Origin of the sequence: Enterobacter sp. RCC_40, from assembly GCF_041360735.1 — a bacterium.
In the GTDB taxonomy this organism is placed as follows: domain Bacteria; phylum Pseudomonadota; class Gammaproteobacteria; order Enterobacterales; family Enterobacteriaceae; genus Enterobacter; species Enterobacter ludwigii.
In genome coordinates this window covers 291,801-317,114 of record NZ_JBFUPR010000003.1, presented here as the reverse complement: position 1 = coordinate 317,114, position 25,314 = coordinate 291,801, and the positions used below count along the sequence as shown (strand labels likewise).

The following is a 25,314-nucleotide window of genomic DNA, read 5'->3' as shown; positions in this document are numbered from 1 at the left end:
CGGTTTCCTGTTATGCCTGAACGACCGGTCCGGACAGTTTGACCTTCAATAAGGTATAGCCAGTGACTGCGGCCAGTAACGATCCGATAAGGATACCCAGCTTCGCCCAGACGATAAGCTCAGGCGCATGGGCACCAAAAGCCAGCGTTGAGATAAAGATCGACATGGTAAACCCAATGCCGCACAGCACGCCCACCGCCATGATCTGCTTAAACGTGGTACCGTGCGGCAGTGACGCCAGCTTCAGCTTCAGCGCCAGCCAGCAGAACAGGCTAATACCCAGCGGCTTACCAATAAACAGTCCGGCAATAATGCCCAGCGGCAGCATTGAGGTCAGTCCCTCAAGGGTTACCCCTTCCAGCGAAACGCCTGCATTAGCGAAAGCAAACAGCGGCAGGATCATAAAGGCGACCCACGGGTGCAGTACATGCTCCAGCTGTTTGGCAGGCGATTTCCCCTCCTGCGGCTTAAGCGGAACGAAGAAGCCGACGATGACCCCAGCGAGCGTAGCGTGCACGCCTGATTTCAGTACCGCGGTCCACAGCACCATCCCCACCAGCACGTAGATCCCGATGCGGCGCACGTTGCAAATGTTCAACAGCGCCAGTACCGCAATCGCTCCTGCGGCAACGCTCAACGACAGGATCGACAGGTCGCTGGTGTAGAACAGCGCAATAATGACAATCGCGCCCAGGTCATCAATGATCGCCAGCGCCATCAGGAAGATTTTCAGTGCCACCGGCACGCGGCTTCCCAGCAAGGCCAGCACACCCAGGGCAAACGCGATATCCGTTGCCGCCGGAATGGCCCAGCCATGACGCGATACCGGATCCTGCCAGGTGAACGCCAGGAAGAGCAACGCCGGAATGACCATCCCCCCGAATGCGGCAATCACCGGGAACACGGCACGCTGACGGCTGGCAAGCGAGCCCAGGACCAGCTCACGCTTAACCTCCAGCCCTACCAGCAGGAAAAACACGGCCATCAGTGCATCGTTGATCCACAGCAGCATGTTCTTGTTAATTTCCAGCGCCCCGACTTTCAGCTCGACGGGAGTTTCCAGAAACGCGTGGTAAAAGTCGCGTGTGAAACCCATATTGGCCAGCGCCATCGCGGCCGCAGCGGCAATAATCAGGATGATGCCGCCTGATGCTTCACTGCTAAAAAAACGGTGTATTAATTTCACGTAGGCTCTCTCTTACAGCAATACTTCGGTAAAACCATAATACCAGGCCAAACAGCTCGGCAAAAGCAGATTAATGTTGAGTATATATTCAGTTTTACCGAATGATAGCCATGAGGACAGCTACAAAAAGAAAAAGCCCGAAATCGCTTCCGGGCTTTTGAGATGAACACCAGCTAACGGATCAGCGGGTCAAATCGTCGAAGAATTTTTTGACGCCATCGAAGAAGCTTTTGGAGCGCGGGCTGTTTTTCTCACCCGTCGGGCCGCCAAAACTTTCCTGCAGCTCTTTCAGCAGCTGTTTCTGCTTGTCGTTCAGGCCAACCGGGGTTTCAACCACCACGCGGCACAGCAGGTCGCCCTGCGCACCACCGCGAACGGATTTAACACCTTTACCACGCATGCGGAACAGCTTGCCGGTCTGGGTTTCGCCTGGAACCTTCAGATTGACGCGACCATCAAGCGTTGGCACTTCAATTTCGCCACCGAGTGCCGCCATGGCGAAGTTGATGGGCACTTCACAGTACAGGTTGTTGCCTTCACGCTCAAAGATGGCGTGCTGCTTGACCTGAACCTGAACGTACAGATCGCCTGCCGGTGCACCGTGCTCGCCGGCCTCACCTTCACCTGCCAGACGGATACGGTCGCCCGTGTCCACGCCTGCCGGGATTTTAACGGACAGCGTCTTGGTTTTCTCAACGCGACCATGACCGTGGCATTTTGTGCAGGGGTCTTTAATCAGCGTACCGCGACCATGACAGTGCGGACACGCCTGCTGCACGGCGAAGAAGCCCTGACGCATCTGTACCTGGCCGGAACCGTGACAGGTTGGACAGGTTTGCGGCTGGGTGCCTGCTTTCGCGCCGCTGCCGTGGCAAACGTCACACTCTTCCAGCGTCGGAATACGGATCTCTTTGGTGACGCCACGTACGGCCTCTTCCAGCGTCAGATCCATGTTGTAGCGCAGGTCGGCGCCGCGCGCCGCGCGCTGACGGCCACGACCGCCGCCAAAAATGTCGCCGAAAACATCGCCAAAGATATCGCTGAAGTCAGCGCCGCCGCCAAAGCCGCCGCCACCGAATCCACCGCCGCCCATGCCGCCTTGTTCGAAGGCTGCGTGGCCGTACTGGTCATAGGCCGCACGTTTCTGTGCATCGGTCAGGACTTCGTAGGCTTCTTTGATCTCTTTAAATTTGGCTTCAGCCTCTTTGTCACCCTGGTTGCGGTCCGGGTGGAATTTCATGGCCAGGCGCTTATACGCCTTTTTGATTTCACGCTCTTCCGCAGTTTTCGGAACGCCTAAAATCTCGTAATAGTCTTGCTTTGCCATTGGTTTTTTTAAGCCCCTTAACATGCGAGCACGGGCGTGGAGAGTTCTCCTACGCCCGTGCCGATTAATTACCCTGCATCAGGGCGATTATTTTTTGTCTTTCACTTCTTCGAACTCAGCGTCGACAACGTCGTCGTCTTTCGCGTTGTTCTGAGAAGCGTCAGCGCCAGCCTGCTGTTGGGCGTGCTGCTGCTGAGCGATTTCCATCAGCTTCTGAGAAGCCTGTGCCAGCTCCTGCATCTTCGCTTCGATATCCGCTTTATCTTCGCCTTTCAGAGACGTTTCCAGCGCGCTCAGTGCAGCTTCGATAGCCGTTTTGTCTTCAGCTGGCAGTTTATCGCCGGCTTCTTCAACCTGCTTACGGGTGCTGTGCAGCAGATGGTCGCCCTGGTTACGGGTCTGAACCAGCTCTTCGAACTTACGGTCAGATTCCGCGTTCGCTTCTGCTTCACGAACCATTTTCTGGATCTCTTCTTCGTTCAGACCGGAAGAGGCCTTAATGGTGATCTTCTGCTCTTTACCGCTGTTTTTGTCTTTCGCGGAAACGTGCAGGATACCGTCAGCATCGATATCGAAGGTTACTTCGATCTGCGGCATACCGCGTGGCGCCGGGTTGATGCCATCCAGGTTGAACTGACCCAGTGACTTGTTATCCGCCGCACGCTTACGCTCACCCTGCAGCACATGGATGGTTACTGCAGACTGGTTGTCTTCAGCAGTAGAGAACACCTGGCTGTGCTTAGTAGGGATAGTGGTGTTTTTGGTGATAAGCGCCGTCATCACACCGCCCATGGTTTCGATACCCAGAGACAGCGGGGTAACGTCCAGCAGCAGAACGTCTTTCACATCACCCGTCAACACACCACCCTGAACGGCAGCACCGATAGCCACTGCTTCGTCCGGGTTAACGTCTTTACGTGGCTCTTTACCAAAGAATTCAGCCACTTTCTTCTGAACCATTGGCATACGGGTCTGGCCACCGACAAGGATAACGTCGTTGATATCAGACACGGACAGGCCAGCATCCTGCAGAGCGACTTTCAGTGGCTCGATGGAACGGTTCACCAGGTCTTCTACCAGGCTTTCCAGTTTCGCACGGGTCACTTTAATGTTCATGTGTTTAGGACCGGTCGCGTCTGCAGTGATATACGGCAGGTTCACGTCGGTCTGCTGAGCGGAAGACAGTTCGATCTTCGCTTTCTCAGCGGCTTCTTTCAGGCGCTGCATTGCCAGCGGGTCGTTACGCAGGTCAATGCCCTGATCTTTCTTGAACTCGTCAACGAGGTAGTTGATCAGACGGGTATCGAAGTCTTCACCACCCAGGTGGGTATCACCGTTGGTTGCCAGAACTTCGAAGGTTTTTTCGCCATCAACTTCGTCGATTTCGATAATAGAGATATCGAAAGTACCACCACCCAGGTCGTAAACCGCGATAGTACGGTTGCCAACTTCTTTATCCAGACCGTAAGCCAGTGCCGCTGCGGTTGGTTCGTTGATGATACGTTTTACTTCCAGACCTGCGATACGGCCAGCATCTTTCGTTGCCTGACGCTGAGCATCGTTGAAGTAGGCAGGAACGGTGATAACAGCTTCAGTTACCGGTTCACCCAGGTAATCTTCTGCGGTTTTCTTCATTTTTTTCAGCACTTCAGCAGAGATCTGCGGTGGTGCCGTTTTGGTGCCTTTCACATCAAGCCATGCATCGCCGTTATCTGCTGCGATGATTTTGTAAGGCATGATAGAAACGTCACGCTGAACTTCTTCGTCCTGGAAGCGGCGGCCAATCAGGCGTTTAATCGCAAACAGGGTATTTTGCGGGTTTGTCACTGCCTGACGTTTAGCCGGCTGACCAACCAGAGTTTCACCATCCTGGGTATAAGCAATGATAGAAGGCGTGGTGCGATCGCCCTCGGCGTTCTCCAGCACGCGTGCGGTAGTGCCATCCATAATCGCTACACAAGAGTTGGTAGTACCCAGGTCGATACCAATAATTTTACCCATCTAAACGTCTCCACTTAAAATTCAGTCAACATGTGGTTGTGTACCTGTAATAAGGGCAGAACGTGCTTTTTCAACTGCCCACAATTGATTTTTTTCAGGTCCACACACTGCGGTTGACTACAAGATGGGGTCGCGCCAGCGTCCATCAAGGGGGAACGGTAAAAAAAATTTTTAATTTCACCCTGATGAGATCATAGACGGCATTGATTGCGCCCATTATGATGCCGCGCCCCGTCAGGGAGAACTGACGCGGGTTTAACCATTTCACCATATTAATGATGATTTTTTTGAGGACTTATGGGCAACACTAAGTTGGCTAATCCGGCTCCGCTGGGCCTGATGGGTTTTGGCATGACCACTATCCTGCTGAACCTGCACAACATCGGGATGTTCCCGATGGATGGCATTATCCTGGCGATGGGCATTTTTTACGGCGGTATCGCGCAAATCTTCGCGGGCCTGCTGGAATATAAGAAAGGCAACACCTTCGGCTTAACCGCATTCACCTCTTATGGTTCTTTCTGGCTGACCCTGGTCGCGATCCTGCTGATGCCTAAAATGGGCCTGGCAGACGCGGCAAACGCACATTTCCTGGGCGTTTACCTCGGTCTGTGGGGCGTCTTCACGCTGTTTATGTTCTTCGGCACCCTGAAAGGCAACCGCGCACTGCAGTTTGTTTTCCTGAGCCTGACCGTGCTGTTCGCCCTGCTGGCGATCGGCCACCTCGTGGATAACGAAAGCATCGTGCATATTGCCGGCTGGATTGGTCTGGTGTGCGGCGCAAGCGCTATCTACCTGGCAATGGGTGAAGTGCTGAACGAGCAGTTTGACCGCACCATTCTACCGATTGGTGAAAAACACTGATCCATCTGTCGTGTCCGCCTCGCGGGCACGACATCCCTGTTTCTGCCGAAGCCAAATGCCTAACACCAGCCCCATCACCGACAGCGCGAGCACATACCAGGCAGGTGCCATCGGGGATACTCCCATCAACACCGTGACCGCAATCGGCGTCAGCCCGCCAAAGATGGCGTAAGAGACGTTATAGGAGAAAGAGATCCCGGTGAAGCGGACCTCTGGCGGAAAAGCTCGCACCATCACATACGGCACTGCACCGACAACCCCCACGCACAGCCCGACCGTACCGTAGAGCAGGAACAGCTGTTCAGGATGGCTGCCTGCCAGGTGGTAAAACGCCCAGCTCGACGCAGCCAGCAGCAGACTGCCGATGATGAAAGTCAGGCCGGCACCGATACGATCAACGGCCAGCCCCGCGGCCAGACAGCCAAAGCAGAGCATAATGGTGGCGATACTGTTTGCCTGCAACGTTACCGCCGGCGCAAAACCGTACTGCTTTTGCAGCCATACCGGAGACATCAAGATAACGACCACGATGCCCGCCGACAGCAGCCAGGTGAGCAGCATCGACACCACAACCGCGCTCCGGTGGCGCACCACCACGGCTTTTACCGGCAACTCCTGTGCCAGCGCCTTGCGCTGCTGCATCTCAAGGAAAACAGGTGTCTCCTGCAGCCAGCGGCGAAGATACATCGCCACCAGGCCAAACGCCCCGCCGAGCAGGAACGGTACGCGCCATCCCCAGTCGTGAACCGCCTGTTGCGTCATGCTGGTATTCACGATAGTGGCCACCACTGAACCGAGGAGGATACCGACAGTCAGCCCCGCCGTTAAGGTTCCACAGGCGATGCCGATGCGGCGCGCCGGCACATGCTCCGCCACAAACACCCAGGCCCCCGGCACTTCGCCGCCAATCGCCGCGCCCTGAAGAATGCGCATCAGCAACAGCAGCAGCGGAGCAACAATGCCCATTGAGGCGTAAGTGGGCAGCAGACCAATGGCCAGCGTCGGCACGGCCATCAGTAAAATGCTGAGCGTGAACATCTTCTTACGCCCGACCAGGTCACCAAAGTGGGCCATCACAATGCCACCCAGCGGTCGTGCCAGATACCCGGCGGCAAAAATGCCGAAGGTTTGCACCTGGCGCAACCACTCCGGGATATCTGCCGGGAAGAAAAGCTCCCCCACCACGGCGGCGAAGAAGACGAAGATGATAAAGTCGTAAAACTCCAGCGCACCGCCTAAGGCCGCGAGCGTGAGGGTTTTATAGTCCTGTCGATTCAGAGGTCGGGTGTTATGTGACATAGCGAACCATTTGGCTTGTGTTGTGGATTTATTTTTACAGCAAACGTAAAGAAAAAATTACTATACCGTAAAACCCTTACCACGCCACCGTCGCTTCAGCTAATGTCACATATTGATTAATTTCAGGAGATTGTCTCGCGACGGGCGTTTTTCGGACGAAAAGCTGCTACCACTTTCTCATCGGTTTCTACATACGGGCCGTCAAGTAACTGTATACAATACGGTACACTTGCAAAAATCCCATGCACGATCACGCTGCCATCTTCCGCTTTCAGTCCTTCAAGCGTCTCTTTGATGGACTTCGGCTGGCCCGGCAAATTCAGAATCAATGCCTGCTTGCGGATCACCCCGACCTGACGGGAGAGGATCGCCGTCGGGACAAAGTGTAGACTGATCTGGCGCATCTGCTCACCGAAGCCAGGCATCTCACGATCGGCAACCGCCAGCGTGGCATCCGGAGTGACGTCCCGGCGCGCAGGCCCGGTGCCTCCCGTGGTCAATACCAGGTGGCAGCTCATCTCATCCACCAGCTCACAGAGTGTCTGTTCGATAATTGGCTGTTCGTCAGGGATCAGGCGGGTCTGGATCTCAAAGGGGGTTGTCAACGCACTGCCCAGCCATTCTTCCAGCGCGGGGATGCCTTTATCCTGATAAACACCGCTGGAGGCGCGGTCAGAAATCGACACTAAGCCGATGCGTAAGGTATTCATATCCATTCCATTCAAAAAAGTACTGATTAAAGGGAATGATACACGCAGAGGGGAAATTCAGACAGAGTACGAAAGAAGTAGCGTGACCGGGAACCCGGTCACGCAGAATGATTACAGCAGGTCGCCGATCATTTTTTCCAGTTTTTCCTGGTCGATAGCAAACTTACGGATACCGTCCGCCAGTTTATCTACAGCCATTGGATCCTGGTTATGCTGCCACAGGAACTCAGATTCAGTGATGCGCTCCGGACGCGCTTTCACTTCACCGGTGTAGGACAGTTTACGCTCGATAGCACCTTCGCTTTCAGCCAGCTCTTTCAGCAGTGCCGGGGCGATGGTCAGGCGGTCACAGCCAGCCAGTTCGATGATTTCACCTACGTTACGGAAGCTTGCGCCCATCACCACAGTCTCATAACCGTGCTGTTTGTAGTATTCGTAGATTTCGGTCACGGAAACGACGCCTGGATCTTCAGATGCCGCGTACTCTTTCTTATCCGTGTTGGCTTTGTACCAGTCCAGAATACGGCCAACGAATGGAGAAATCAGGTATACGCCGGCTTCCGCACATGCACGCGCCTGTGCGAAGGAGAACAGCAGCGTCAGGTTACAGTTGATACCGTCTTTTTCCAGCTGTTCAGCTGCACGAATACCCTGCCAGGTTGACGCCAGTTTGATCAGGATGCGGTCATTGCTGATACCAGCATCGTTGTACATTTTGATCAGACGTTTTGCTTTGGCGATAGACGCTTCGGTGTCGTAGGAGAGACGTGCGTCAACTTCGGTAGAGATGCGGCCAGGAACCAGTTTCAGAATTTCCAGACCAATGTTCACGGCCAGTTTATCAGTGGCATCAACAACCTGCTGCGCGCGGTCGTTGCTCTGTGCTTTCGCCCAGGTCACTGCGTCGTCAATCAGTTTGCGATACTCAGGGATCTGTGCGGCGTTAAGGATCAGAGAAGGGTTGGTGGTGGCATCCTGCGGCTGGTACAGCTTCATTGCCGCGATATCTCCGGTGTCAGCTACGACAGTGGTGAACTGACGAAGGGAGGTCAATTTATCCGTCATGATAGTGTTTCTCTTTTAACGTGCCCTGGATAATTCACGCTACCGACAGCATGCCTGCAGCGGAAAAATGACAGGTTTACTTGTTAGGGGGATGTAACCGGTCTGCCCTGATGATAACACGACGGAGGGGTAGCGCAACCGCAGACAGTGCGCTTAGACAGAGTATGATAAACTCAGAATATTAACAGGCTGCTAAGTAACAGCATGTCCAATCAGTGGTAGCGCTTACATATTCATTTTGGCATCAACAAGAGGGACGTTAATGCCTGATTTCCTTTTCTTTATTAATGAAGTCCTTTGGGGTTCGATAATGATATACCTGCTGCTGGGTGCAGGTATTTGGTTTACGCTACGCAGCGGGTTTATCCAGTTTCGTTATATTCGCAAATTTGGCAGAAGTCTGAAAAACAGCGTCACGCCCCAGCCGGGCGGATTAACCTCTTTCCAGGCCCTCTGCACCAGCATTGCCGCACGCCTCGGCAGCGGTAATATGGCGGGGGTGGCACTGGCCATCAGCGCTGGTGGCCCGGGCGCCGTTTTCTGGATGTGGGTCACGGCGCTTATCGGGATGGCCACCTCCTTTGCCGAAAGCGCCCTCGCCCAACTCTACAAAGAAAAAGATAAAAACGGACAGTTTCGCGGCGGCCCGGCCTGGTACATGGCGCGTGGCTTAGGAATGCGCTGGATGGGCGTGCTGTTTTCGCTGTTTTTACTGCTCGCGTACGGTCTGATTTTTAATACCGTTCAGGCGAATTCTGTCGCCCATGCCTTGCGCTATGCCTTTGCGTATCCGGAGTGGATCACCGGGCTTGTTTTAGCCCTCTGTATCCTGCTGACCATTTCGACCGGCCTAAAAGGTGTCGCCCGCCTGATGCAGTGGCTGGTGCCGGTCATGGCGCTGCTGTGGGTTGCCGCCAGCCTGTTCGTCGCCGCACGGCATATCGAGCAGGTGCCGGAAGTGATTGCAACCATCTTCAAAAGCGCATTTGGCTGGCGCGAGGCGGCATCAGGCGCACTGGGCTATACCTTCAGCCAGGCGCTGATGTCGGGCTTTCAGCGCGGAATGTTCTCCAATGAAGCCGGTATGGGATCAACGCCCAATGCCGCAGCCGCCGCCGCGTCCTGGCCGCCCCACCCGGCGGCACAAGGCATTGTTCAGATGATTGGCGTTTTTACGGACACCATTATTATCTGTTCCGCCAGCGCCATGATCCTGCTGCTGGCCGGTCCGGTACCTCACTCATCGGAAACAGCCGGCATACAACTGCTTCAGCAGGCACTGGTGAATCTGACGGGCGGCTGGGGAGCCGGGTTTGTCTCGCTCATCCTGCTGTTATTCGCCTTCAGCTCGATTGTTGTGAATTACCTCTACGCCGAAAATAACCTTATTTTCCTGAAAGTGGACTCCCGCCGTATGATCACGCTGCTGCGCCTCGGGGTGATACTGATGGTGTTAGCAGGTTCGCTGCTCAGCATGCCGCTGGTCTGGCAACTGGCGGATGTCTTTATGGCGCTCATGGCCATCACTAACCTGACGGCGATCCTGCTGCTCTCACCCGTGGTTACGCTTATCGCACGGGACTATCTTCGTCAGCGCAAACTGGGCGTACCGCCGGTCTTTGATGCCTCGCGCTATCCCGACATCCAGGCGCAAATTGCGCCCGGCACCTGGGATGATTTGCCACGGCAATAACAGCTATCGATCAATTGAGGGCGATTTTTTGCTAAAGTCGCTCTAAATTTCCTGCAAGGAGTGGATATGCTGATTCTGATTTCACCTGCTAAAACGCTCGATTACCAGAGCCCGCTCGCCACCGAGCGCTATACCCAGCCTGAACTGCTGGACTATTCGCAACAGCTGATTCACGTCGCGCGTAAGCTCTCTGCGCCACAAATTGCCTCGCTGATGAGCATCAGCGACAAACTGGCGGATCTTAACGCGACCCGTTTCCACGAGTGGCACCCGGACTTCACGCCGAACAACGCCCGCCAGGCGCTTCTGGCGTTTAAAGGTGATGTGTATACCGGCCTGCAGGCGGAAGATTTTAGCGAAGCCGATTTCGACTTCGCCCAGCAGCATCTGCGCATGTTGTCAGGTCTGTACGGCGTGCTGCGCCCGTTGGACCTGATGCAGCCGTATCGTCTGGAGATGGGTATCCGCCTGGAAAACCCTAAAGGCAAAGATCTGTACCATTTCTGGGGCGATATCATCACCGACAAACTGAACGCTGCGCTGCGTGCTCAGGGCGATAATGTGGTGATCAATCTGGCCTCCGATGAATACTACAAATCGGTGAAGCCGAAAAAGCTGGATGCGGAAATTATCAAGCCCGTTTTCCTCGATGAGAAAAACGGCAAGTTCAAGGTCATCAGCTTCTACGCCAAAAAAGCGCGTGGGCTGATGAGCCGCTACATCATTCAGAACCGCCTGACGAAGCCGGAGCAACTGACTGGCTTCAACAGCGAAGGCTACTTCTTCGATGAAGAAGCGTCGGGAAAAGGCGAACTGGTGTTTAAGCGCCACGAGCAGTAAAACAAACCCCGCCAGATGGCGGGGTTTTGCATTAATGGTGTTTCCAGTCCGGGCCAGGACGCGGGTCGTCGTGACGATCGTGATGGTGGTCATCATGATGACGATCGTGATGCTCGTCATGTGGGCGCCAGTGATTATCGCGCCAGTCATAGTGAGCCTTCCACCAGTCATGGTCGCGCCAGCGGCCACCATCCCAGTAGTGACCACGATTATCCTGATCGCCAATCTGCAGTTTTACCGCAGGGACGAGGGTGATTTCAGAGGCCTGAACCGCCATCGGAGCGACCAGCATCATTGAAAGCACCAGCAGAGCAGGTTTCAGTTTAGACATAGGTGACTCCTTATTCATTTACCCGATGTGGGCCGATGTAAGGAGAATACGTGAGGAGGACGGGGGATGTTATTCTCTGCAATCCTAATCGCTAAGTGACCGCATTTATTGGGAATTTCTGCTTTTTTACTGCTATTTTCCTCCTTAATTTCTCCATAAAAAAAGCCGGGTAAGTTTCACCTTACCCGGCCTGCATAGGGTGACAGAACCGTTATCCGCGCGTCATCATCAACTTACGCAGCGCGGCGAAATCCGCGGGCAGTTCATGCGAAAGCAGCGGCAGGTCCGCACGCTCGGCCAGCTCTTTTGGCAGCGGCAGCGTTTCACCCAGAATCACTTCCACGCTCTCTTTGAACTTCGCCGGATGAGCCGTTCCCAGGAACAGGCCATACTCCCCCGGATTCAGCTGATCGCGCAGCGCACGGTAAGCGATCGCCGCATGCGGTTCAGAGGTGTACCCCGCCGCTTTCAGCTCACGCATAGTGGCTTTGGTGGTCTCATCCGTCACCGCGGCGTAACCCAGATCGCCCAGACGCCAGACCTTACGGCGGAACAGCTCTTCCACACGCGGCCAGTTGTTCGGCTGGCTTACGTCCATCGCATTCGAAAGCGTCGCCTGCGTGGCGTTCGGTGCCCATTTACCGTCTTTCAGGAAGCGCGGCACGGTGTCGTTGGCGTTGGTGGCGGCGATAAAGCGTTTTACCGGCAGGCCGAGCGATTTCGCCAGCAGGCCCGCCGTCAGGTCACCAAAGTTGCCGCTTGGTACGGAGACGACCAGCTGATTGCGCGCCTCCTGTGGCAGCTGTGCAACCGCTTCGAAGTAGTAGCAGATCTGCGCCAGCAGACGGCTGATGTTAATGGAGTTCGCCGAGTTCAGACCCAGCGCCACTTTCAGCTCTTCATCATCGAAGGCCTGCTTGACCAGCGCCTGACAGGCATCGAAATCGCCGTCAATCGCCACGGTTTCAATGTTGCCCCCGAGCGTACAGAACAGTTTTTCCTGCAGCGGACTGATTTTGCCTTTCGGGTAGAGGATCACCACGCGAACGTTCTTCAGACCATAGAACGCATGGGCAACGGCCGCACCGGTATCACCGGAGGTCGCCGTCAGAATCGTTACCGGTTTGTCGCCGCTGATGTGGGTCAGCATCTGCGCCATAAAGCGGCCACCGAAGTCTTTAAACGCCAGGGTTGGACCATGGAACAGCTCAAGGCAGCCGACATCCGGCTCAACCTGCTTAACCGGTGCCGGGAAAGCGAACGCTGCACGCACGCGCTCTTCCAGCAGCTCCTGCGGGATTTCATCGCCGATAAAGGCAGAGAGAATTTTAGTGCTGCGGGTGACAAAGTCCTGCTTCAGCAGTTCATCAATGTCGGTCAGCTGAAATTCCGGCAGGTCATGGGGGAAGAACAGCCCCTGATTTTTGCCCAGTCCCTGAGTCACCGCCTGCGCGAAGCTGACCTGCTCGTTATGATCTTTAAGGTTGTAGAGTTTCATTCGTTATCCCAGTACTCGTGCGCCAGCCGTGTCCAGACGGCAAATATGAACAAAGCCTTCCTGATTTTGCAGGTAGTGTTTAGAGAGCCAGTCCGCCACGCGCTGCGCCGTGTCTGGCTTATCGCACAGGGCGAACAGCGTCGGGCCGGAGCCGGAGATACCGCACGCCAGTGCGCCGGTATCCATTGACGCCTGTCGCGCCTCGTTAAAGCCAGGCAACAGCTTAGTGCGGTACGGCTCGGCGATAACGTCTTTCATTAATTTTGCTGCCAGCTGCGGCTGACGGGTGTAGCAGGCGTGTATAAAGCCGGCCAGATGACGTCCGTGAGCGATACAGTCCTGACGACGATACTGCGCAGGCAGGATCGCACGCGCTTCAGCAGTAGATACCTTAATGCCGGGATAGGCCAGCACCCACAGCCACTCATCAAACCCTGGCACCTGCTGGCTGATGATGCCATTTTCTTCAATCATCAGTTGCATACCACCGAGGAAGCAGGGGGCGACGTTGTCATAATGAATGCTGCCGGAGATGCGCCCTTCCAGCTCGCCCATTAACCCGAGCAGACGGTTATTATTCAGTGGCTTGCCGCAGTGCTCATTCATGGCCACCAGTCCGGCGACCACGGAGCAAGCGCTGGAACCCAGGCCAGAGCCAATCGGCATACTTTTTTCCAGCGTCATGGCGACCGGCACATTTTTGCCAATCTCCTGACAGAACCGCTCCCAGCACTGATAAACGATATTCTCGCGCGGGTCTGTCGGCAGTTTGCTGGCGAAGCGGCCCACGTTATTCAGGCTAAAGCTCTCTGCCGCTTCAACCGTTACCGTATCGCCCAGCAGCGAACCATCCACCGGCGTCACCGCCGCACCCAGCACATCAAATCCGACGCTCATGTTGGCGCTGGAAGCCGGGGCATAAACTTTCACCATGTTAAACTCCTAACTTCCATGACAGGGTACGCAGCAAATCGGCAAATACACCCGCCGCGGTAACATCATTCCCTGCGCCATAGCCGCGAAGCACCAGCGGCAGTGGCTGATAATAGTGGCTGTAAAACGCGAGGGCGTTTTCGCCGTTTTTTACTTTGAACAGCGGGTCGTTGCCATCCACTTCAGCAATCTTCACGCGGCACATACCATCGTCTTCAATATTGCCAACATAGCGCAATACCTTACCTTCATCACGGGCTTTCGCAACGCGTGCGGCAAAGGCGTCGTCTAGCTGCGCTAAATTGGCCATAAAGGTGTTCACGTCACCGCTGTCGTCAAACCCGGCAGGCAGAACAGGCTCAATCACGATATCGGAAAGCTCCAGCTCACGGCCCGTTTCACGCACCAGTATGAGCAACTTACGCGCCACATCCATACCGGAGAGATCGTCTCGCGGATCCGGCTCGGTGTACCCCAGTTCACGCGCGGCACGGGTCGCTTCCGACAGGCTCATGCCCTCATCCAGCTTGCCGAAGATAAACGACAGCGAGCCGGAAAGAATGCCGGAGAAACGCTGCAGTTCATCCCCCGCGTTCAGCAGGTTTTGCAGGTTCTCGATCACCGGCAGGCCCGCGCCCACGTTGGTGTCGTAGAGGAACTTACGCCGTGACTTGCTCGCCGCCAGACGTAGCTGGTGATAGTAATCCATCGACGAGGTGTTGGCCTTTTTGTTTGGCGTCACCACGTGGAAACCTTCGCGCAGGAAATCGGCGTACTGATCGGCCACCGCCTGGTTCGAGGTACAGTCGACAATGACCGGGTTAAGCAGGTGATACTCTTTCACCAGGCGGATCAACCGGCCCAGATTAAAGGGCTCTTTGGCATCATTCAGCTCAGTCTGCCAGTTTTCCAGGTTCAGACCATGAACGTTGGTCAGCAGCGCTTTTGAGTTCGCGATACCGCACACGCGCAGATCAATGTGCTTTTTCTTCAACCACTCCTGCTGACGCTTCACCTGCTCCAGCAGCGCGCCACCCACACCGCCCACGCCAATCAGGAACAGCTCAATCACCTGATCGGTGTTGAACAGCATCTGATGAACCACGCGAACGCCGGTTGTTGCATCGTCGTTATCAACAACCACCGAGATTGAACGCTCAGATGATCCCTGGGCAATGGCCACAATGTTGATGTTGGCCCTGGCCAGCGCGGCAAAGAATTTGGCCGAGATACCGCGCAGCGTACGCATACCGTCGCCCACTACCGAGATGACTGCCAGGCGTTCCTGGATAGAAAGCGGCTCCAGCAACTCTTCTTTCAGCTCAAGGTAAAACTCTTCTTCCAGCGCACGACGGGCGCGCAGGCAATCCCCCTGCGGTACGCAGAAGCTGATGCTGTATTCAGAAGAGGACTGAGTGATCAGCACAACCGAGATACCGTTGCGGGACATGGCCGCGAAAACGCGGGCCGCCATACCGACCATGCCTTTCATTCCCGGGCCGGAAACGCTGAACATGGCCATATTGTTCAGGTTAGAAATGCCTTTCACCGGCAGGCCGTCTTCATCGGTACTGGCGCCAATCAGCGTGCCCGGCGCTTGCGGGTTACCGGTGTTTTTAATCAGGCAAGGGATCTGGAACTGGGCAATGGGAGAGATGGTGCGAGGGTGAAGAACTTTAGCGCCGAAGTAGGAAAGCTCCATCGCTTCCTGATATGACATCGACTTCAGCAGCCTGGCGTCCGGTACCTGGCGCGGATCGCAGGTATATACACCGTCGACGTCAGTCCAGATCTCACAACAGTCGGCGCGCAAACAGGCTGCCAGCACGGCAGCAGAGTAGTCGGAGCCGTTGCGGCCCAGTACGACAAGTTCACCCTTCTCGTTTCCGGCGGTGAAGCCCGCCATCAGGATCATATGGTCAGACGGAATTTTGCTCGCGGCAATGCGACGGGTTGATTCGGCTATATCAACGGTAGACTCGAGGTAGTGACCCACTGCCAGCAGTTTTTCAACGGGATCGATAACCGACACATTGTGGCCACGCGCTTCCAGCAGGCCCGCCATGATGGCAATCGACAATTTTTCACCACGGCAGATTAACGCCGCGTTGATGCTGTCCGGGCACTGACCTAAAAGGCTGATACCGTGCAGCACGTGTTTGATTTGGGCGAACTCTTGCTCAACAAAGGATTTCAGCTGTGCGAGCGGGAAACCCGGCTGCGCCTCCGCCAGTCCCTGCAGCAGCTCAGCGAAGATACGCTCGGCGTCGCTCAAGTTCGGGAGTGCATCCTGGCCACCGATGGTCTTTTCAATCATCGCCACCAGGTGGTTGGTGATTTTTGCCGGGGCAGAGAGCACGGTCGCGACCTGCCCCTGCCTGGCGTTGCTCTCCAGGATATCGGCAACACGCAGAAAACGTTCTGCATTTGCCACTGATGTACCGCCGAACTTCAACACTCGCATGGTTCTACCTCGTTTCCTTTAGCCGAAAAAAAAGCCCGCACTGTTTGGGTGCGGGCTTTTTTCTGTTTTTCCTGTACGCGTCAGCCCGCATCATTTCCTGTGGTAATGATGATGGTTGTTGTAATGGTGGTGATGCTGATGCGTTTCATGGATGTTGTGTACTCTGTCATTATTATCTGTCTGTGCTGTATTCTTTTAGGGTTAAAGGATTGGGCACCTTAAGTCAATGAATTTTTAATTTGATCACAATTCGGGACGCTCTCACGTCCCGCTGCTTGCAGATTTATTTTCATCCGATTCCCCCAGACGCACCCCACCCAGACAGACGGATACGCCATAGTAAAAACTTATGACAGCATTTTACTCGGCCAATTTTTTTTCAATATCATGCAGCAAACGGTGCAACATTGCCGTGTCTCGCTGCTCAAGACGCCCAAGTCGCTGATGCAGCCAGTCCGCCATTTTTTGATCTTCCGCGACACCGAGTTGTAATAACAGATGGTCAACGCGAGCGCGCAGCGCGGCCAGCTGGTTTTCATCTGCCCCTTCAGCCTGGGGTTGAGGAATTTGTATTAGGGAGGCTAATTGATAGCAATACACCATTACCGCCTGGCCTAAATTCAGCGACGGATAATCCGCCACCATCGGCGCACCGGTCAGGACGTCCGCCAACGCCAGCTCCTCGTTCGTCAGACCGGAATCTTCCCGCCCAAAGACCAGCGCGGCCTTCGTCAGCCACTGGCTTTTCTCCGTTAACATCGGCACCAGTTCCGCCGGCGTGGCGTAATAGTGGAACTTTGCCCGGCTGCGTGCCGTGGTCGCCACGGTAAAAGAAATGTCGTGCAGCGCAGCGGCGAGCGTGTCGTAAGTGGTTATATTATCGAGAATATCCCCTGAACCGTGCGCCACCCAACGGGCCGCGGGCTCGAGGTGCGCCTGGCTGTCCACGATGCGAAGATCGGTAAACCCCATGGTCTTCATGGCACGCGCCGCAGCGCCTATATTTTCGGCTCTGGCTGGGGCGACCAGTACAATCGACAGATGCATTTATGCTCTCTTTTTAATCAGTTAGCGGGTAAAAATGTGATGCACTTCAACATATTACGCGGCGCGAATTTACAAAAATGCAACACAAATCACCGAAATAGCGTTTCAGAACAAATTAAAAACGCTAAACTATTTTGTGGCTGAACAATCAGTTAGAATGTTAACAGAAGGCTATTATCCTTATGTTTTATAATGGTAATGACCTCATGAATACTCTTTTCTGATTGGATTCGTATCGTTTATAAATCAAGGTACGCAACTAGTTGGTTTATTGAAAAATTGTGACAAAGGCTAGCATTCGGCTACGATGATTTCATCAAACTGTTAACGTGCTACAATTGAACTTGATATATGTCAACGAAGCGTAGTTTTATTGGGTGTCTGGTGTCACTTAGCCTGTTATGTTGCTGTTAAAATGGTTAGGATGACAGCCGTTTTTGACACTGTCGGGTCCAAAGGGAAAGTACCCACGACCAAGCTAATGATGTTGTTGACGTTGATGGAAAGTGCATCAAGAACGCAATTACGTACTTTAGTCACGTTAGGCCGGTCATGTTAATTTGCGACATGCATCAGGCAGGTCAGGGACTTTTGTACTTCCTGTTTCGATTTAGTTGGCAATTTAGGTAGCAAACATGCAGACCCCGCACATTCTTATCGTTGAAGACGAGTTGGTAACACGCAACACGTTAAAGAGCATTTTCGAAGCAGAAGGCTACGATGTCTTTGAAGCGACCGATGGCGCAGAGATGCATCAGATCCTTTCTGAAAATGATATCAACCTGGTGATCATGGATATCAACCTGCCGGGCAAAAACGGCCTTCTTCTGGCGCGCGAACTGCGTGAACAGGCGAACGTCGCGTTAATGTTCCTGACAGGCCGTGATAACGAAGTTGATAAAATCCTTGGCCTGGAAATCGGTGCGGATGACTACATCACTAAACCGTTTAATCCACGCGAGTTAACCATTCGTGCACGCAACCTGCTGTCCCGCACCATGAACCTGGGCACGGTCAGCGAAGAGCGTCGTAGCGTAGACAGCTACAAGTTCAACGGCTGGGAACTTGATATCAATAGCCGTTCACTGATTAGCCCGAACGGTGAGCAGTATAAACTGCCGCGCAGTGAATTCCGCGCGATGCTGCACTTCTGTGAAAATCCGGGCAAAATTCAGTCCCGTGCAGAACTGCTGAAGAAAATGACCGGCCGTGAGCTGAAGCCGCACGACCGTACCGTAGACGTGACCATCCGTCGTATCCGTAAACATTTCGAATCTACGCCTGATACGCCGGAAATTATCGCCACTATTCACGGTGAAGGTTATCGTTTCTGCGGCGACCTGCAGGAGTAATCCGGCAACTGAAGTAAAAAAACGGCGCTTTCGCGCCGTTTTTTATTTCCAGACTCGCATCGTATCCGCATCAGGTTCTACGGGGGGGACGGGACGCTTCGGCTGAGAGAGCGAATACCAGTCAAGGTGACGCGTCAGGTACATGACCGCAAACAGTGCCATCGCCAGTACGGCAGCTCCCAGCAGCAACGCGCTGTCCTCAGAACGCAGCAGGAACCACATCACGACATCCAGCCCCAGCAGCGCCAGAATAAACACCCCGCTTCGCCTCCAGCTTTTCAGTACCGCCTGCAGGTACACACCATTCATCATCGCGCCGACAAGGCTTGCAATAATCCAGGCCGGCGTAAACCCGACATGCTCAGACAGGGCAAGTAAGACGAGATAGAACAGGACCAGCGACAACCCTACCAGCAGATACTGCATTGGGTGCAGACGCAATCCGGTGAGGGTTTCGAACACGAAGAAGGCCATAAACGTCAGGGCAATCAGTAAAATAGCGTACTTGATCGCGCGGTCTGTCAGCTGGTACTGATCCGCTGGCGTGGCAACCGTCACGCTAAAGGCTGGGATTGAACTCCACTCCGGTGACTCGCCCTCGGCGAACCAGCTTTGCATGTTGTTAGCAAACCAGCTGCTCTGCCAGTTTGCCTGGAAACCAGACTCGCTAATCTGATGCTTAACAGGCAGATAGTATCCCATAAATCCCGGGTGCGGCCAGTTACTGCTCAGCGTCATTTCGCTGTTACGCCCGACCGGCACCACCGCAAAACTGCCCGTCCCCGCCAGGTTAAACGACATATCAAGGGCGAGCGTTTTCGGCTCAAGGGCTTTATCACTCAGCGGAATATGAATACCGGCAAGTGTGCCATACACGCCGGTTCCAGGTTCTACGCTGAGCGCCTCACCGTTGATTTTTGCGACCTTCACCGTACCAATGCCCCGGGCATCACCCACGCCAATCACCAGGAATGGCTGCCCCAGCGTCATGGTTTCGCCCTTCAGCTGCGCCATTTTCTCCGTCGAAAACTGCGCTTTTATTTTGAGATCGGTGTTCCAGATTTGCCCGTCATAAATACCGATGCTTCTGGACTCCACGCGCTGATTTCCCTCAACGAGCAGAGATTCCGGCAGGATAAAGTGCAGGTAGCTTTTTTTGTATTCGACCTTTTTCTCATCCTCAAGTTTGTAAAAAACCTCGGTGACAGGAATGGCAATCAGCGGTCCTACCAGCTTTTGCGGCCCGCTGGTGCTTTGGCGAAGCGAGTGTTCAACATCGTTACGGTAGCTCTCACGCTCCGAAATCAGGTTACTGACCATAAAGAGCGGGACTAACAACAGCAGAATGCACCCCAGCAGGGTGCTTACTTTCCAGAACAGGGGGGATTTCATCATTACGTCTCCTTTGTGATGAGGAGAGCGTACCGGGGCTATGTGGGGCCAGTTTGAAGTTATGTGAAGTGACGGTGAAGTGTCAGCGTGGCTTTCACGCCGCCTTCTGGTTGGTTATGCAGAGCAATGTCCCCCTGATGCAGACGCGCCACCTCCTGCACGAATGCCAGACCCAGCCCGCTGCTTTTCAACCCGTTCTCGCGGGGGAGCGAGTAAAAACGTTCAAAAATACGCGCCATGGCATAGTCCGGGATCCCGCTTCCGCTGTCGCTTACGGTAAGCCGGAGCTCGGTTGGCGTCTCCTCGGCAGCCAGCTGAAGCGTCCCGCCCTGCGGGGTAAAATCGATGGCATTATCCAGCAAATTGCCCAGCGCCTGTTCAAGCAGCTCAGGGTCGCCCTGCACCTGCAGCGAAGTGGGCTGGCAGGTCAGGATGATATTTTTCGCCGTGATAACGGCGGAGCGTGAATCCGCAAGCCGTGAAAACAGCGTGCTGATACTCACGCTCACCGGCTCTATCTCTACCCGGTTTTCAAGACGCGCCTGAGAGAGCAGTTTTTCCACCAGCGACTGCATACGCGCGTTTTGCACCAGAATATTATCGATAAACCGCGCGGCCACCGCCGGCGGCGGCTGCTCATTAAGGATCTCTGCCGCGCCGCGGATTGCCGCCAGCGGGCTTTTGAGTTCGTGAGTAAGCGCATGCACATAATGCTCGATGTAATTCTTACCCTCGAGGCGAATGCGCATATTTTCCAGCGCCTGCGCCAGCTTTCGTAGCTCACTGCTGCCGGGGTTAGGCAGCGGGAGAGGCGTGTCTGTGGTCACCGCATCGGCGTAGCGCGACAATCTGCCAATGGAACGATTGATCCATCCCGCCACCAGCAGACCAATCAGCAGGGCAATGCCGAGCAGCGCCCCACCCGCCCACAGGATCCGCCGCTCGCTACGGTGAATAACCGGCGCCATGGCGCTGTTAGGTTTTCCGACCGACAGCACGCCGATAATGTTGCCCCTGTCCATTACCGGTGCGGCAACATACATCACCGTACTTTCCGGATCGTCAGGATTGCTCTGGGTGCTGCGCGCGCCATATTCCCCGCGAAGCGTCAGCCAGACATCATTCCAGCGGGAGTAGTCTTTTCCTACCGCCAGGCCCGCCGAATCAAACACCACCTTGCCCGTGGCATCGGTCATGTAGACGTGGTATTCGTTGCGGACTTTATGAATGCCGCCAATGTTGGCGCGAAACGGCCGCTGATGGAGCCGTGAAAAGGCCTGCGCCAGCTGGCCCTGCTGCGGATTGCCTGCGAGCAGGTCGTCTCGCCCCACTTCCGCCAGCAGGGTCGCGGTGTCAATCAGCGTGCCTTCGGTGGCTCTGCGCACGCCGGGCTTGACCTCCTGCACGAAGATAGACAGCACAAACCACGCGGCGATAGCGACAATCAGGAAATAGCCCAGCAGCAGACGCATGCCAATACGCATTAATAAAGCCCCAGACTGTAACCCATCCCGCGATGGGTACTGATGGGCGAAAGCCCGTCGTTGACCGCGCGCAGCTTGGCGCGCAAGGTTTTGATATGCGTATCCACGGTACGATCGAAGCTATCGCCGTCTTCGCCCCACACTTTGTCCATAAGCTGCTGGCGAGAAAAGACCCGGCCCGGCGCCTGCAACAATGTTTTGAGCAGCAGGAATTCATAGCGCGTGAGCGGTAAAGGCTCCCCATACCAGCTGATTCTGGCGGCGGGTTCGTTCAGTTCAAACTGCCCGATACGCACGATCTCGGCGGGGGCGGTAGATTTTTGTAACCGCCGTAGAATAGTCCTCACCCGGGCACAGACTTCACGCGGGGAGAAGGGTTTAGCGACATAATCATCCGCGCCCATCTCCAGTCCGAGCAGCTTATCCACCTCGTCACTTCGCGCCGTCAGAAACAGGATCGGCAGTGACGGATGCTGCGCCAGAAGCTGGCGGCAGAGTTCAAAGCCGCTGATGTCAGGCAACCCGACATCCAGAATCGCCAGCGCGGGAACCTGCCGCCGCGCCTCTTCCAGTACCGGTAACCCACGCCCGAAAGCCTTCACCGCAAACCCCTCCTGCTGAAGCATGTAGAGTAGCGTGTCGGCAATACTGATTTCGTCCTCAACCAGCCAGACCAGAGGTTGCTGCATGATTCATCCCTGAATTAGTGCCATGGCATGATCGGCACGGCGCTGATGGCGTTTTTCGGTGAGCCTTCAACCACTTTGTCGGAATAGGCCAGATAGGCGAGCGTGTTGCGTTTGGCGTCATAAAAACGCACCACCTGCAGCTTTTTAAACACCAGCGAGGTCCGTTTCTGGAACACAACGTCGCCCTGCGCTTTGCCGTTTTTGATTTTGTCACTCAGCTCCACAGGGCCGACCTGCTGGCAGGAGATTGCCGCATCTGAGGTATCTTCAGCCAGCCCAAGCCCGCCTTTAATGCCCCCGGTTTTCGCCCGACTAACGTAGCAGGTGACGTTTTTCACGTCCGGATCGTCAAACGCCTCCACCACAATCTTGTGGTCCGGGCCGAACACTTTGAAAACGGTATCGACAGAACCAATCTGTTCCGCCTGCGCGGCGTGCCCCACCGTCAACATCAGGGCAGTGAAGATCAAAGTCTTGTATTTCATATTGTTACCATTTTTAAGAATTACGCTGAGCGATTATTCAACACTGTAGACAAAAATGTAGCAAGATCACAGGATTAGAATATATTCACCCAAAACGAGGAACAAAAGGCATTAATGAGCAAAAAAAACACTGAATGCTAAAACATCAAAAAATGCTATTATCCGCTAACCTGTTATCAGGCACCTGCTGTTTTAAGGATGAGGATAGTATATGGATCAGGCTGGAATTATTCGCGACCTGCTCACCTGGCTGGAAGGTCACCTCGACCAGCCTTTGTCACTGGATAATGTGGCGGCTAAAGCAGGCTATTCCAAGTGGCATCTGCAAAGGATGTTCAAGGATGTCACCGGTCATGCTATCGGGGCCTATATCCGCGCACGTCGTCTGTCAAAATCAGCGGTGGCATTACGCCTGACCGCGCGGCCGATTCTGGATATTGCACTGCAATATCGTTTTGACTCGCAGCAAACCTTTACCCGCGCCTTTAAAAAACAGTTCTCGTTAACGCCAGCGCTCTATCGCCGCTCGCCTGACTGGAGCTCGTTTGGCATGCGTCCGCCGCTGCGTCTGGGTGAGTTTGCAATGCCGAAATATGAATTTATCACCCTGCCAGAAACGCACCTGATTGGTACGACGCAAAGCTACTCCTGTTCGCTGGAGCAGATTTCAGAATTCCGTCATCAGATGCGCGTTCAGTTCTGGCGCGACTTCCTGAGCCATGCACCGGCGATCCCGCCCATCCTGTATGGTCTCAACGAAACGCACCCAAGCCAGGAAAAAGACGACGAGCAGGAGGTGTTCTACACCACCGCGTTAACGCCAGAGCTGGCGAATGGCTATATTCAGGGTTCAAAGCCCGTGGTGCTGGAAGGCGGCGAATACGTGATGTTCGCTTATGAAGGGCTGGGAACGGGTGTACAGGAATTTATCCTGACCGTTTACGGAACCTGCATGCCAATGCTGAACCTGAATCGCCGTAAAGGTCAGGATATTGAGCGCTACTATCCGGCAAGCGATGCTAAACCGGAAGAAGGCCCCATCAATCTGCGTATGGAATTCTTAATTCCGATACGTCGTTAACGCTGAAGTTCGTCAAGTGCAGGGGCATCAAGATGCGAAATGTCCCCTGCCATCTCTACGACCCAACCTGACGCCAGCCACGCGCTTTCCTGATAGTCGATACGGGAAATAGAGCAGTTGCGCAGACGCAAACGGCGCTCTGCATACGCAGGTAACCCCAGAATCGTGCTCACCAGGCAGCCCAGCGCAATACCGTGACTCACCAGCAGCGGACGGCTCCCGGCCGGAAGCTTCAGGCATTCCGCCAGCGCGGCATGCATGCGCACGCTCAGCTCCTGCATGGATTCGCCTTCCGGAATACGGCCATCTTCGGTGCCGTTGACCAGCGTGCGACGCCAGCCCTCTTCCGTTTCCGTCAGCGTATCGATATGCCGTTTTTCCAGCACGCCCATATCCAGCTCGCGCAGACGCGGCTCGATCATGACATCACAACCACAGGCATCGGCAATGATGCGCGCCGTCTGCTGTGTGCGACCTAAGTCGCTGGTGATAACATGCGTAATGCCCAGCGTTCTGGCGCGTTCTGCCACCTGCCACGCCTGCTGCACACCCTTTTCAGTAAGAGGACTGTCTGACTGGCCTTGAATACGTCGCTCGGCGTTCCACTGCGTCTCACCGTGGCGAACAAGGTATACCTGTAACATGCTTTTTTTCCGTTATACTGCGATGAGTTTTTTTTGAATCGAGCTTAATTATGCACCATGTTGTCTCTGCTACCACCAATCCTGCCAAAATTCAGGCAATTCTAAGGGCATTCGAAGAGATTTTCGGCGAAGGATCCTGCCATATTGATGCCATCGGCGTCGAGAGCGGCGTGCCTGAACAGCCGTTTGGCAGCGAGGAAACGCGCGCTGGCGCACGAAATCGCGTGGCAAACGCCAGGGCTGCCGCACCGGATGCTGACTTCTGGGTGGCAATTGAAGCGGGTATCGACGAAGGCGCGACGTTCAGCTGGGTGGTCATCGAGAACCGTGAACAGCGTGGAGAAGCGCGTTCAGCAACTCTGCCGCTGCCAAAAATCATTCTGGAAAAAGTGTCCGCGGGTGAAGCGCTCGGGCCGGTGATGTCTCAGTACACCGGCATCGATGAAATTGGCCGCAAAGAAGGCGCGATTGGCGTCTTTACCGCTGGCGCGCTGACGCGTTCAGGCGTTTACCACCAGGCGGTGATTCTGGCCCTGAGCCCGTTCCATAACGCGATTTATCGCTGAGCGCCCAGCAGCACAGACTCCAGCCACTGACGCAGTTCCACCGGCGCGGATTTCAGGCTGTTCGATCCGCGGGTGATCGTCGCGATACCCGCGCCCAGCTCATTTTTGAGCTCACGCTGACTCATCTCACCGCGCAACAGCTCTTCGATGATCCGCACGCGTGTGCCCAGGGCTTCACGCTCATCCGGCGTCAGCATCAGCTGCAATAAAGGCAAATGCAGATCCTGGTCGTAAGACTGGCGGAGCAACTCCACAAAACGAAGCCACTCCTGATGACGTTGTTCGGCCATTGCCGAGGAATACGGGGAATGCTGGGTCATGTTATGCCGCCTGTTGTACTCATTAACGAGTACAGCATAACAC

25 protein-coding genes and 1 other annotated feature are annotated in these 25,314 nt (G+C 54.8%); of the genes, 6 read left to right on the top strand and 19 right to left on the bottom strand.

Going from position 1 to position 25,314, the window contains the following annotated elements:
* Positions 1-10: 10 nt before the first annotated feature.
* From nhaA to dnaK, 3 genes are all read right to left on the bottom strand, one after another.
* On the bottom strand, positions 11-1,186 hold the full coding sequence (gene nhaA, locus AB6731_RS13795) for a Na+/H+ antiporter NhaA (protein WP_371006482.1): 1,176 nt from the start codon (positions 1,184-1,186) through the stop codon (positions 11-13).
* A gap of 181 nt (positions 1,187-1,367) precedes the next feature.
* Positions 1,368-2,513, bottom strand: coding sequence for a molecular chaperone DnaJ (gene dnaJ, locus AB6731_RS13790; RefSeq protein ID WP_020882543.1), 1,146 nt, complete (start codon positions 2,511-2,513; stop codon positions 1,368-1,370).
* Positions 2,514-2,600: 87 nt separating this feature from the next.
* A complete protein-coding gene (gene dnaK, locus AB6731_RS13785; RefSeq protein ID WP_014168568.1) occupies positions 2,601-4,514 on the bottom strand; it encodes a molecular chaperone DnaK in 1,914 nt (637 codons plus the stop codon).
* A gap of 297 nt (positions 4,515-4,811) precedes the next feature.
* Between dnaK and satP the strand changes: the two genes are divergently transcribed.
* Complete coding sequence (gene satP, locus AB6731_RS13780; RefSeq protein ID WP_020882542.1) at positions 4,812-5,378, top strand: acetate uptake transporter; 567 nt, start codon at positions 4,812-4,814, stop codon at positions 5,376-5,378.
* Here the strand turns inward: satP and AB6731_RS13775 are convergent.
* From AB6731_RS13775 to tal, 3 genes are all read right to left on the bottom strand, one after another.
* On the bottom strand, positions 5,355-6,677 hold the full coding sequence (locus AB6731_RS13775) for an MFS transporter (protein WP_148576542.1): 1,323 nt from the start codon (positions 6,675-6,677) through the stop codon (positions 5,355-5,357). The two genes, satP and AB6731_RS13775, sit on opposite strands and share 24 nt — an antisense overlap.
* 122 nt (positions 6,678-6,799) lie before the next feature.
* The gene (mog, locus tag AB6731_RS13770) at positions 6,800-7,387 is read right to left on the bottom strand and encodes a molybdopterin adenylyltransferase (protein ID WP_020882540.1); all 588 of its coding nucleotides are present in this window, start codon (positions 7,385-7,387) and stop codon (positions 6,800-6,802) included.
* Between the two features lie 111 nt (positions 7,388-7,498).
* Positions 7,499-8,452, bottom strand: coding sequence for a transaldolase (gene tal, locus AB6731_RS13765; RefSeq protein WP_014168563.1), 954 nt, complete (start codon positions 8,450-8,452; stop codon positions 7,499-7,501).
* Positions 8,453-8,714: 262 nt separating this feature from the next.
* Here tal and AB6731_RS13760 point away from each other — a divergent pair, with 262 nt between their 5' ends.
* Together AB6731_RS13760 and yaaA are read left to right on the top strand one after the other, a co-directional pair.
* Positions 8,715-10,145 (top strand): alanine/glycine:cation symporter family protein, encoded by a 1,431-nt coding sequence (locus tag AB6731_RS13760; protein ID WP_371006481.1) that lies wholly within the window; start codon positions 8,715-8,717, stop codon positions 10,143-10,145.
* A gap of 66 nt (positions 10,146-10,211) precedes the next feature.
* Positions 10,212-10,985, top strand: a complete 774-nt coding sequence (yaaA, locus tag AB6731_RS13755) for a peroxide stress protein YaaA (protein WP_025205476.1) — start codon at positions 10,212-10,214, stop codon at positions 10,983-10,985.
* A 31-nt stretch (positions 10,986-11,016) separates the two neighbouring features.
* On the opposite strand, the gene AB6731_RS13750 is transcribed toward yaaA, so the two are convergent.
* The 7 genes from AB6731_RS13750 to yjjY all read right to left on the bottom strand — a co-directional run bounded on the left by AB6731_RS13750 (position 11,017) and on the right by yjjY (position 17,798).
* Positions 11,017-11,316 (bottom strand): DUF2502 domain-containing protein, encoded by a 300-nt coding sequence (locus tag AB6731_RS13750; RefSeq protein WP_020882537.1) that lies wholly within the window; start codon positions 11,314-11,316, stop codon positions 11,017-11,019.
* A 211-nt stretch (positions 11,317-11,527) separates the two neighbouring features.
* Positions 11,528-12,814, bottom strand: a complete 1,287-nt coding sequence (thrC, locus tag AB6731_RS13745) for a threonine synthase (protein WP_032679598.1) — start codon at positions 12,812-12,814, stop codon at positions 11,528-11,530.
* Positions 12,815-12,817: 3 nt separating this feature from the next.
* Positions 12,818-13,747, bottom strand: coding sequence for a homoserine kinase (gene thrB / locus AB6731_RS13740; RefSeq protein WP_014168558.1), 930 nt, complete (start codon positions 13,745-13,747; stop codon positions 12,818-12,820).
* Between the two features lies 1 nt (position 13,748).
* Complete coding sequence (thrA, locus tag AB6731_RS13735) at positions 13,749-16,211, bottom strand: bifunctional aspartate kinase/homoserine dehydrogenase I (RefSeq protein ID WP_032679597.1); 2,463 nt, start codon at positions 16,209-16,211, stop codon at positions 13,749-13,751.
* A gap of 24 nt (positions 16,212-16,235) precedes the next feature.
* Positions 16,236-16,353: a sequence feature (Thr leader region), on the bottom strand.
* Positions 16,292-16,360, bottom strand: a complete 69-nt coding sequence (gene thrL / locus AB6731_RS13730) for a thr operon leader peptide (RefSeq protein WP_015572623.1) — start codon at positions 16,358-16,360, stop codon at positions 16,292-16,294. (Overlaps the previous feature by 62 nt.)
* Before the next feature lie 211 nt (positions 16,361-16,571).
* Positions 16,572-17,258 (bottom strand): tRNA/rRNA methyltransferase, encoded by a 687-nt coding sequence (locus AB6731_RS13725; protein ID WP_032679596.1) that lies wholly within the window; start codon positions 17,256-17,258, stop codon positions 16,572-16,574.
* A gap of 399 nt (positions 17,259-17,657) precedes the next feature.
* The gene (gene yjjY, locus AB6731_RS13720) at positions 17,658-17,798 is read right to left on the bottom strand and encodes a protein YjjY (RefSeq protein ID WP_001541509.1); all 141 of its coding nucleotides are present in this window, start codon (positions 17,796-17,798) and stop codon (positions 17,658-17,660) included.
* Between the two features lie 95 nt (positions 17,799-17,893).
* Here yjjY and arcA point away from each other — a divergent pair, with 95 nt between their 5' ends.
* Positions 17,894-18,610, top strand: a complete 717-nt coding sequence (arcA, locus tag AB6731_RS13715; protein ID WP_003856501.1) for a two-component system response regulator ArcA — start codon at positions 17,894-17,896, stop codon at positions 18,608-18,610.
* A gap of 42 nt (positions 18,611-18,652) precedes the next feature.
* Here arcA and creD read toward each other — a convergent pair whose 3' ends face one another.
* Genes creD through creA form a run of 4 tightly spaced genes read right to left on the bottom strand, consistent with a single transcriptional unit; the run spans position 18,653 to position 22,660 of the window.
* Complete coding sequence (gene creD, locus AB6731_RS13710) at positions 18,653-20,005, bottom strand: cell envelope integrity protein CreD (RefSeq protein WP_059306844.1); 1,353 nt, start codon at positions 20,003-20,005, stop codon at positions 18,653-18,655.
* Positions 20,006-20,061: 56 nt separating this feature from the next.
* Positions 20,062-21,486 (bottom strand): two-component system sensor histidine kinase CreC, encoded by a 1,425-nt coding sequence (creC, locus tag AB6731_RS13705; RefSeq protein ID WP_371006480.1) that lies wholly within the window; start codon positions 21,484-21,486, stop codon positions 20,062-20,064.
* Entirely contained in the window at positions 21,486-22,175 is a 690-nt protein-coding gene (gene creB / locus AB6731_RS13700) for a two-component system response regulator CreB (protein WP_014168553.1), read from the bottom strand. The genes creC and creB overlap by 1 nt, the downstream gene beginning before the upstream one ends.
* A gap of 14 nt (positions 22,176-22,189) precedes the next feature.
* Complete coding sequence (creA, locus tag AB6731_RS13695; protein WP_014168552.1) at positions 22,190-22,660, bottom strand: protein CreA; 471 nt, start codon at positions 22,658-22,660, stop codon at positions 22,190-22,192.
* 211 nt (positions 22,661-22,871) lie between these two features.
* Here creA and robA point away from each other — a divergent pair, with 211 nt between their 5' ends.
* Complete coding sequence (gene robA, locus AB6731_RS13690; protein WP_014168551.1) at positions 22,872-23,741, top strand: MDR efflux pump AcrAB transcriptional activator RobA; 870 nt, start codon at positions 22,872-22,874, stop codon at positions 23,739-23,741.
* On the opposite strand, the gene gpmB is transcribed toward robA, so the two are convergent.
* Positions 23,738-24,385, bottom strand: a complete 648-nt coding sequence (gene gpmB, locus AB6731_RS13685; RefSeq protein ID WP_014168550.1) for a 2,3-diphosphoglycerate-dependent phosphoglycerate mutase GpmB — start codon at positions 24,383-24,385, stop codon at positions 23,738-23,740. The genes robA and gpmB overlap by 4 nt on opposite strands.
* Positions 24,386-24,435: 50 nt before the next feature.
* Here gpmB and yjjX point away from each other — a divergent pair, with 50 nt between their 5' ends.
* Complete coding sequence (gene yjjX, locus AB6731_RS13680) at positions 24,436-24,951, top strand: inosine/xanthosine triphosphatase (RefSeq protein ID WP_014168549.1); 516 nt, start codon at positions 24,436-24,438, stop codon at positions 24,949-24,951.
* Here yjjX and trpR read toward each other — a convergent pair.
* Entirely contained in the window at positions 24,942-25,271 is a 330-nt protein-coding gene (gene trpR / locus AB6731_RS13675; RefSeq protein ID WP_020885267.1) for a trp operon repressor, read from the bottom strand. The genes yjjX and trpR overlap by 10 nt on opposite strands.
* Positions 25,272-25,314 lie beyond the last annotated feature (43 nt).

Bases quoted from the DNA above. Each gene is read 5' to 3' on its own strand.
- dnaJ (WP_020882543.1), bottom strand. From the start codon at position 2,513: ATGGCAAAGCAAGACTATTACGAGATTTTAGGCGTTCCGAAAACTGCG.
- dnaK (WP_014168568.1), bottom strand. From the start codon at position 4,514: ATGGGTAAAATTATTGGTATCGACCTGGGTACTACCAACTCTTGTGTA.
- satP (WP_020882542.1), top strand. From the start codon at position 4,812: ATGGGCAACACTAAGTTGGCTAATCCGGCTCCGCTGGGCCTGATGGGT.
- AB6731_RS13775 (WP_148576542.1), bottom strand. From the start codon at position 6,677: ATGTCACATAACACCCGACCTCTGAATCGACAGGACTATAAAACCCTC.
- mog (WP_020882540.1), bottom strand. From the start codon at position 7,387: ATGAATACCTTACGCATCGGCTTAGTGTCGATTTCTGACCGCGCCTCC.
- tal (WP_014168563.1), bottom strand. From the start codon at position 8,452: ATGACGGATAAATTGACCTCCCTTCGTCAGTTCACCACTGTCGTAGCT.
- AB6731_RS13760 (WP_371006481.1), top strand. From the start codon at position 8,715: ATGCCTGATTTCCTTTTCTTTATTAATGAAGTCCTTTGGGGTTCGATA.
- yaaA (WP_025205476.1), top strand. From the start codon at position 10,212: ATGCTGATTCTGATTTCACCTGCTAAAACGCTCGATTACCAGAGCCCG.
- AB6731_RS13750 (WP_020882537.1), bottom strand. From the start codon at position 11,316: ATGTCTAAACTGAAACCTGCTCTGCTGGTGCTTTCAATGATGCTGGTC.
- thrC (WP_032679598.1), bottom strand. From the start codon at position 12,814: ATGAAACTCTACAACCTTAAAGATCATAACGAGCAGGTCAGCTTCGCG.
- thrB (WP_014168558.1), bottom strand. From the start codon at position 13,747: ATGGTGAAAGTTTATGCCCCGGCTTCCAGCGCCAACATGAGCGTCGGA.
- thrA (WP_032679597.1), bottom strand. From the start codon at position 16,211: ATGCGAGTGTTGAAGTTCGGCGGTACATCAGTGGCAAATGCAGAACGT.
- AB6731_RS13725 (WP_032679596.1), bottom strand. From the start codon at position 17,258: ATGCATCTGTCGATTGTACTGGTCGCCCCAGCCAGAGCCGAAAATATA.
- arcA (WP_003856501.1), top strand. From the start codon at position 17,894: ATGCAGACCCCGCACATTCTTATCGTTGAAGACGAGTTGGTAACACGC.
- creD (WP_059306844.1), bottom strand. From the start codon at position 20,005: ATGATGAAATCCCCCCTGTTCTGGAAAGTAAGCACCCTGCTGGGGTGC.
- creC (WP_371006480.1), bottom strand. From the start codon at position 21,486: ATGCGTATTGGCATGCGTCTGCTGCTGGGCTATTTCCTGATTGTCGCT.
- creB (WP_014168553.1), bottom strand. From the start codon at position 22,175: ATGCAGCAACCTCTGGTCTGGCTGGTTGAGGACGAAATCAGTATTGCC.
- creA (WP_014168552.1), bottom strand. From the start codon at position 22,660: ATGAAATACAAGACTTTGATCTTCACTGCCCTGATGTTGACGGTGGGG.
- robA (WP_014168551.1), top strand. From the start codon at position 22,872: ATGGATCAGGCTGGAATTATTCGCGACCTGCTCACCTGGCTGGAAGGT.
- gpmB (WP_014168550.1), bottom strand. From the start codon at position 24,385: ATGTTACAGGTATACCTTGTTCGCCACGGTGAGACGCAGTGGAACGCC.
- yjjX (WP_014168549.1), top strand. From the start codon at position 24,436: ATGCACCATGTTGTCTCTGCTACCACCAATCCTGCCAAAATTCAGGCA.
- trpR (WP_020885267.1), bottom strand. From the start codon at position 25,271: ATGACCCAGCATTCCCCGTATTCCTCGGCAATGGCCGAACAACGTCAT.